General features: G+C 69.8%; 9 protein-coding genes. 4 read left to right on the top strand and 5 right to left on the bottom strand.

What is annotated here, in order from left to right:
- The 4 genes from A9X03_RS29465 to A9X03_RS23565 all read right to left on the bottom strand — a co-directional run.
- Positions 1-133: SDR family NAD(P)-dependent oxidoreductase (locus tag A9X03_RS29465; RefSeq protein WP_156746647.1), on the bottom strand; the 133-nt coding region annotated here is incomplete at its 3' end.
- Position 134: 1 nt separating this feature from the next.
- The gene (locus tag A9X03_RS23575) at positions 135-1,379 is read right to left on the bottom strand and encodes a hypothetical protein (protein ID WP_068263268.1); all 1,245 of its coding nucleotides are present in this window, start codon (positions 1,377-1,379) and stop codon (positions 135-137) included.
- Positions 1,372-2,526 (bottom strand): sulfotransferase, encoded by a 1,155-nt coding sequence (locus tag A9X03_RS23570; protein WP_068263275.1) that lies wholly within the window; start codon positions 2,524-2,526, stop codon positions 1,372-1,374. The genes A9X03_RS23575 and A9X03_RS23570 overlap by 8 nt, the downstream gene beginning before the upstream one ends.
- Positions 2,527-2,572: 46 nt before the next feature.
- Entirely contained in the window at positions 2,573-3,016 is a 444-nt protein-coding gene (locus tag A9X03_RS23565; RefSeq protein WP_067749867.1) for a nuclear transport factor 2 family protein, read from the bottom strand.
- A gap of 96 nt (positions 3,017-3,112) precedes the next feature.
- On the opposite strand from A9X03_RS23565, the gene A9X03_RS23560 reads away from it, so the two are divergent.
- Positions 3,113-4,012, top strand: a complete 900-nt coding sequence (locus A9X03_RS23560; RefSeq protein WP_067890739.1) for an SDR family NAD(P)-dependent oxidoreductase — start codon at positions 3,113-3,115, stop codon at positions 4,010-4,012.
- Positions 4,013-4,014: 2 nt separating this feature from the next.
- Positions 4,015-4,836, top strand: a complete 822-nt coding sequence (locus tag A9X03_RS23555) for a mycofactocin-coupled SDR family oxidoreductase (protein ID WP_068263265.1) — start codon at positions 4,015-4,017, stop codon at positions 4,834-4,836.
- 11 nt (positions 4,837-4,847) lie between these two features.
- Here A9X03_RS23555 and rpmB read toward each other — a convergent pair whose 3' ends face one another.
- Entirely contained in the window at positions 4,848-5,042 is a 195-nt protein-coding gene (gene rpmB, locus A9X03_RS23550) for a 50S ribosomal protein L28 (RefSeq protein WP_067749870.1), read from the bottom strand.
- Between the two features lie 261 nt (positions 5,043-5,303).
- Here rpmB and A9X03_RS23545 point away from each other — a divergent pair, with 261 nt between their 5' ends.
- Together A9X03_RS23545 and A9X03_RS29950 are read left to right on the top strand one after the other, a co-directional pair.
- Positions 5,304-6,992: a DAK2 domain-containing protein gene (locus A9X03_RS23545; protein ID WP_068263271.1), complete on the top strand. Its 1,689-nt coding sequence runs from the start codon at positions 5,304-5,306 to the stop codon at positions 6,990-6,992.
- Between the two features lie 2 nt (positions 6,993-6,994).
- A partial coding sequence (locus A9X03_RS29950) for a hypothetical protein (RefSeq protein ID WP_197696135.1) occupies positions 6,995-7,157 on the top strand: 163 nt, incomplete at its 3' end.

The following is a 7,157-nucleotide window of genomic DNA, read 5'->3' as shown; positions in this document are numbered from 1 at the left end:
ACTCGTCGGCGAAGTCGCGCACCGAGTCGACGCGGCGCGCGGTCACCACCGCGCTGTGGCCCGCTTCCAAAGCGGCGCGGGCGATTTCGCGACCGAAGCCGGTCGAGCATCCGGTGATCAGCCAGCGCGCCATCTCAGGCCGACCCTTCCGGCAGGCGCCGCAGATACGCGGTGCGCCGGTCGGCGAGTTGCGCCGCACGCTCCTGCGGGCTCACCGATGGCAGTTGTGGCACCTCGGCGTCGAGCCGGTCCAGCTTGACCACCCGGCCGCGTGCGCCGAGGTCTTCGCGGGGACCCGTCTCACCGAATTCGGCCATTCGCAAGGTCAGAATGCCCTCGAGCAGGCCGTCGGAGTCGATCCAGTTGGCCACTCCGGGGTCGGTCGGTGCGATCACGTAGGTGTAGCTGCCGTCCTCGTTGGCCAGCGATTGCGCCTTGTTGAGGCTGCCGGTGCGGTCGAGGATGTCCAGCGTCGTGCCCCAGATGTTGCTGAGCGGCACCGTGAAGTATTCGGCCCCACCGTCGTTGAGGTCCACCACGAACGCCTCGTCGGGTGCGAGGTCGAAGCGACCCATGACGTAGACCTGGTTGCGCATCGCGCCGACCTTGTCGGCCGACCAGGCCAGGTTGAAATGGTTCGCTGGCATCTTGTACACGCCGTGGCTGAGCTTGCCGGTGAAGTTGGCGAAGTACTCCATCATCGCCGCGGTGGCCTCGGCCTGCTCGTCGAGCGAGCGCGCCGGTGCGGCCGGCGGCCCGCCAAGGCGTTGCACCTCGAGGTGATTGGGGTCGTCCCGGCCCCAGTCCAGCAGCACGTCGCGGATGTAGAACTCGTGCGCCTCGGGGGTGGTTTGCACGTGGTTGGGCCGCCCGCCCGCGGGGTCGGAGTCCACGGTGATGGTGAAGCTGCCGTCGGAATCGACCCGCATGGTGCGGCCGTTGAGCACATCGACGGTGCCCATGCGCGCGTCCCACAGCGTGAAATAGTTCTCGGTCATCCGGTGCTCGCCCACCCGGCCGCGGATTTCGTAGCGCTCGTCGCCGGAGATCGGGATCACGCGGTACACGCTGTCGGGATTGTCGATGCCCCAGCGCGATCCGGGGATGCGCCGGCCGTCGACGGGGTGCGCCAGCCGGGTGATGCAGCTGACCTTGGGCCGCAGCTTGTCCTGGTTGGACGACCACACCGCCGCCGAGAACATCACCTCGGCGAACGCGTCGTCGAACCGCTCCCGCATCGCCTGCGACGCCTTGGCCCGGCCCAGCCAGGTCTCGGCCACCGATCGATAGGCGGCCTTGACGACCGGGTGCTCGATCAGCTCGAGTGCGGCCAACTCCTGTTCGTGCTGCGAGGCTGTCGCGACGGGGTCATCAGGCATGCGCTGCTCCTCTGATATATTGCCCAAAGCGCTTGTTATACAACGTGAATCGCTCGTCGACCTGCTCTGGGCGCAGGCCGTAGTCCGGTAAGCCATAGGGCGGGCGCGCCGCCTCGCGGGGACGCCCGTCGAGCCAGCGCCGCATCGCGTCCTCGGCCTCGGCCGTGAGCGGAATCCCGACGGCGTCGTAGACGCGTGCCACCTGGCCGATCGGGTCGGCGACCGCGTCGTCGAAGCCGATGTCGGTGACGCGGTCACCGTCATCGGACCAGCCGTCGCGGGAAGCCATCGCCCGATCGTTGGCCCAGCCCATCCGCTCCAGCCATTGCGCGCCGACCCGGTGCGCATCGACGGCGTCGGCGTGCATCGCGTGCAGGGTGGCGTTCAGGCTGGCCCCGGACGCGATGGTGGTTCGCGGATCGCGATGCATGTGCACGATGTGCAGACCGGGGAACCGCGCACGCAGTGAATCCAAATAGCCAAGGTGGGCCGGCGATTTGAGCACCCAACGCCGGCCGTCGAGCTCGCGCCGGCGCTTCTGCCACTGCACGAACTGCAGCATGCGGTGCAGATACTCGTAGGCGGGGGTGAAGTCCTGCGCGTCGAGCCAGGATCGGTAACGGGGTAGGTGCGCACCGGATTCGGGGACATGGGACAGGAACGCGTCGGCCAGGAAGACGATCTCCTCCTCGGCCTCCCGCGCGTACATCGGATGGATGGCGAACAGTTCCGGCGCCAGCTCGCGCGACTTCGCCTCGCGCCCTTCGCTGATCGCGATCCGCGGATCGACCCCGGTGAATTCATAGTCCAGCCGGGGCGCGACCTCGACGACCTCCCAGCCGTAGGCGCAGACGAAGCGCGGGTCGGCGGCCAGCAGGCGCTGCAGCAGCGTGGTGCCGCTCCGCATCATCCCGACGACGACGATCGGCGGGGCGACGTGCTCGCCGAGGATCTCCGGGTGACGGCGCATCCACTCCTGGGCGCGCAGTCGCATGCGCAGGCTGTGCACGATGCCCGAGCGCAGGATGTGCACGCCGATCGGGTTCAGATCGGCGGCCCCGTAGTCGTCGAGCAACACCCGCAGCGGGCCTTCGAATTCGCCCGGGCCCCAGTCGGTGAGCGCCTCCTTGCGCTGGGCGTCGGCCATGACCGAGGCTGGGTCGAAAGCACGGTCGAACGGGGCGTCCACGCGCTCAGAACTTCAAATGCCGGCTGACGTCGCCGACCTGGTCGACGAACATGGTGCGGCTGTCGAACCGCCAGGCGCCGTCCACCCTCTTGAACGTGTCCTTGTAGTGCCCCGTCACGATCACCTGCAGCGGCAGTTCGGCAGTGGCCTGGGTGACGCAGTAGTAGGACGTGCTGCGGGCGGTTCCCGCCGCCTCGTCGATGTGCAGCTGCACGTTGGTGGTGTTGTGTTTGGTCTTGGGGGTGCCGTCTTCGTAGATGCGCGTGGCCATCTCATACATCTCGCGCACCCGGGCGGCGCCGGCGAACACCGTCTCCGGCGGCCCGTCCTCCACGCCGCAGATGCGGCCGTGCTCGAAGAGCCGGGCGACCCCGTCCAGGTCGCCACCGTCGAGAAGCTCGGCGTAGGTGTAGATCAGGTTGGTGATTTCTGTTGCGCTGTCACTCATGTGGACCACCCGTCGAACCCATGTCCTCCGCTTCCGCGAACAATGGTGGCAGAACCGGTCCAATTTACATAGAACCGACCATTACTCTTGATCGCCGTGACCCTACCTTGGACGCCGAGCCGGCTCGGCAACCTGACCGGCAAACGAATCGTCGTGACCGGAGCCACCAACGGCGTCGGGCTCGGGACCGCCCGCGCCTTGGCCAAAGCCGGCGCCCACGTGATCATGGCGGTGCGCAACACCGAGCTGGGCGAGCAACGCGCCACTGAAATCTCTGCGATGGGCGGCTCGACCGCGGTGGCCAGGGTCGACCTCGCCGACCAGGCCTCGGTGCGCGCCTTCGCCAGTTCGATCGACGACGACGTCGACATCCTGATCAACAACGCCGGCGCCCTGACCGAACGCCGCACCGAAACGGTCGACGGATTCGAGAAGACGCTGGCCACCAACCTGCTCGGCCCGTTCGCCCTGACCAACCTGCTCCTGCCCAGGGTGCGCTCGCAGATCATCAACGTCGGCTCCGACGCGCACCGGTCGGCGACGCTGCACCTGGACGACCTGCACCTGCGTCGGCACAAATGGACCCGGCTGGGCGCCTACGCGCAGTCCAAGCTCACGGTCATGCTCTGGGGCCTCGAGCTGGACCGCAGGCTGCGTGCGGCGGGGTCGCCGGTGGTCACCCAGCTCACCCATCCGGGCTGGGTGGCGTCGAACCTGTCGCAGCTCGGCGACTCGCCGCTGATGGCGGCCGCCCACAAGGTGGTCAAGGTGGTGGCCGACCGGCTGGCCAACGACATCGACGAGGGCGCGGCCCCCACGCTGTACTGCATCAGCGAACCGTTGCCACCCGGCAGCTACGTCGGGGTCACCGGGAGATTCGGGCTGCGCGGCGGCCCGGTGCTGATCGGCCGGTCGCCGGTGGCGTGCGATTACGACGCGGCCGCCCGCCTGGTGGCCTTCGCCGAGCAAGAGACCGGCACGAAGTTGGAGGTGTAGCCATGGGCGAACTCGACAACAAGGTCGCCGTCATCACCGGTGCGGCGCGCGGCCAGGGCCGCAGCCACGCGGTGGCCTTCGCCGAGCAGGGCGCCGACATCATCGCCGTGGACATCTGCACCGACATCGACGCGATTCCCTACCCGCTGGGCACCAAATCGGACCTCGACGAGACCGCCCGGCTGGTCGAGGCCGCGGGCCGCCGGGTGGCGCCGGTCGTCGCCGACGTCCGCGACCTGGCGCAATTGGAGGCCGCGGTGCAAAGCGCTATCGACGACGTCGGGGAGGTGGACATCGTCGTCGCCAACGCCGGGGTGGTCGCCATCGGTGACCGCGAAGCCCACTCGGAACCGGTGTTCAACACGATCGTCGACACCAACCTCAAGGGCGTGTGGCACACGTTGCTGGCGACCGTGCCCTCGATCATCCGCAAGGGCCAGGGCGGGTCGATCGTGCTGGTCAGCTCGTCGCAGGGGCTGACAGGCAAGGGCGGCGACGGCAGCGCCGCGATGTTCGCCTACGCCGCGTCCAAGCACGGGGTGGTGGGGTTGATGCGGTCGGCGGCCAACGCGTACGCGCCGCACAAGATTCGGGTCAACTCCGTGCATCCGGCCGGCGTCATGACGCCAATGATCCTCAACGACTTCGTCGTCAACCGGATGCTGGAAAACCCGAACCCGGCCGTCTCGCAGATGTTGCTGCCCGACGTGCCGCTGGTCGAGGCGCAGGACGTGACCGAAGCGGTGCTATGGCTGGTCGGTCCCCGGGCCCGCTATGTGACGGGCGTGTCGATCCCCGTCGACGCCGGGCACGTGGTGATGTAGCCGCGAACGGGCTAGCCCCGGACGACCTTGCCGGCCTTGATGCAAGACGTGCAGGCGTTGAGGCGCTGCTTGTTGCCGCCCGGGCGCGTGACAACGTGCACGGTCTGGACGTTGGGGTCCCACCGGCGGCTGGTGCGGCGGTGGGAGTGCGACACCGACTTGCCGAAGCCGGGGCCTTTCCCGCAGATGTCGCACACAGCGGCCATTGTTCAAGCTCCTCAAATCTCGGGGGTCCGGCTCGGCGGTCTGACACGGGGCCGGGAAAGCCCGGCTGACCCGGGCCCAACCAGGATACCGACTCCGGTGGCAACCACCAAAACGATCGCCACCACTGTCGCCCCGTCTGGCTAGGCTCAATGGGTCGGATCGACCCGCCTGCGGGGTGGTGGTCACGGGCGGCCGTCGCCCGAGTCGCCGGGCTACGCTGGCGCCCACCGGGGGGCGGGTTGTGGAGGAGGTGGCTGACACTGGGAACGTCGGAACGTCTGCTCGACGCGATCGCCCTACGGGATTGGGCGCACACCGCCGTCAGTGACCTCATCACCCACATCGACGAGATCAACCGGCTCAACGTCTTTCCGGTCGCCGACTCCGATACCGGCGCCAACATGCTGTTCACGATGCGTTCGGCGCTGGCCGAGGCGAACGCCGGCGTGAATTCCGAGGGCGGCTCGGCCTGCGTCGCCCGGGCCGCCGCCGCGATGTCGGCCGGCGCCCTGAACGGCGCGCGCGGAAATTCCGGGGTGATCCTGTCGCAGATTCTGCGCGGAATCGCCGACGTCACCGCCGTCGCGGCCGCCGATTCCGGCGGTGAGCTGCCGCACATCGATGCCGCCCTGCTGGGGGCGTCGTTGCGGCGCGGCGTGGACCTGGTCATCGCCTCGATGGGCGGGGAGGAGATCCCGGGGACCATCGTCTCCGTGCTGCGGTCCGCGGCCGACGCCGTCGGGGAGTGCGCCCAGGCCGGGGACGGCCTCACCCCGGCGATCATCGCCGCCGGCGACGCCGCGGTCGTCGCGCTGGAGAAGACGACCGAACAGCTCGACGTGCTCGCCGACGCCGGCGCCGTGGACGCCGGCGGCCGGGGCCTGCTCGTCCTGCTCGACGCCCTGCGCACCACCGTCACCGGTCAGGCGCCCGCCCGAACCGTGTACGAGCTGTCACCGCGGGCGCCGCAACCGGACGCCGCCGCCGAACGCCCCGCGCCGCAATTCGAGGTGATGTACCGCTTGGACGGCTGCGATGCGGCCGCCGCGGACGCGCTGCGGGACCGGCTCGGGGAGCTGGGCGATTCCGTGGGCATCGCGGCCGCGACGTCGTCGGCCGAGCGCACGTACTCGGTCCATGTGCACACCGACGACGCCGGCGCCGCGGTCGAGGCGGGGCTCGCGGCGGGGCGGCTGAGCCGCATCGTGATTTCGGCGCTGAGCTCGGGCGCCGCCGGACTGCCGGTCGGCGGCTGGACGCGGGAGCGGGCGGTGCTGGCCGTCGTCGACGGCGAGGGTGCCGCCGAGCTGTTCGGTGGGGAGGGCGCGTGCGTGCTGCGGCGCAATCCGGCCGCCGGCGACCAGGAGAACATCAGTGCGCACCAGCTGATGCGCGCGGTCATCGACACCGGCGCCGCGCAGGTGATGGTGCTGCCCAACGGATACGTGCCCGCCGAGGAGCTGGTGGCCGGATGCACCGCGGCGATCGGCTGGGGGATCGACGTCGTGCCGATCCCGACGGCGTCGATGGTGCAGGGGCTGGCAGCGCTGGCCGTGCACGAAACCGGCCGGCAGGCGGTGGACGACGGCTACACCATGGCCCGCGCCGCCGGTGCCGCCCGGCACGCGTCCGTGCGCATCGCGACCGAAAGCGCGTTGACCTGGGCCGGCCGCTGCCAGCCCGGCGACGGGCTGGGCATCGCGGGCGACGAGGTGCTGATCGTTGCGGCCGACGCGATCGGGGCGGCCATCGGCCTGCTGGATCTGTTGCTGGCGTCCGGCGGGGACCTGGTGACGGTGCTGGTCGGCGCCGCCATCGAATCGGAAGAGGACGTCGCGGCCGTGAGCGGCATCCTGCAAAAGCACATGCACGATCACCACCCGGGCACCGAGCTGGTCACCTACCGCACCGGCCACCGCGGTGACGCGCTGTTGATCGGGGTCGAGTAGCCGTGGCGTCGCTGACCGACCGGCTGGACTTCGTGGTGGGCGCCAAGGCCGCCGATCAGCTCGACGAGGAGTTGGGCATCCGCACCGTCGACGATCTGTTGCGCCACTACCCGCGCAGCTACACCGAGGGCGCGACCCGGTGGGACGCCGACGACCAGCGCCCAC

It is taken from the genome of Mycobacterium sp. E1715, from assembly GCF_001667625.1.
GTDB lineage: Bacteria > Actinomycetota > Actinomycetes > Mycobacteriales > Mycobacteriaceae > Mycobacterium.
This window is presented reverse-complemented; position numbering and strand designations above follow the sequence as displayed.

Coding starts and splice junctions, on each gene's coding strand:
- A9X03_RS23575 (WP_068263268.1), bottom strand. CDS start 1,379: ATGCCTGATGACCCCGTCGCGACAGCCTCGCAGCACGAACAGGAGTTG.
- A9X03_RS23570 (WP_068263275.1), bottom strand. CDS start 2,526: ATGGCCGACGCCCAGCGCAAGGAGGCGCTCACCGACTGGGGCCCGGGC.
- A9X03_RS23565 (WP_067749867.1), bottom strand. CDS start 3,016: ATGAGTGACAGCGCAACAGAAATCACCAACCTGATCTACACCTACGCC.
- A9X03_RS23555 (WP_068263265.1), top strand. CDS start 4,015: ATGGGCGAACTCGACAACAAGGTCGCCGTCATCACCGGTGCGGCGCGC.
- rpmB (WP_067749870.1), bottom strand. CDS start 5,042: ATGGCCGCTGTGTGCGACATCTGCGGGAAAGGCCCCGGCTTCGGCAAG.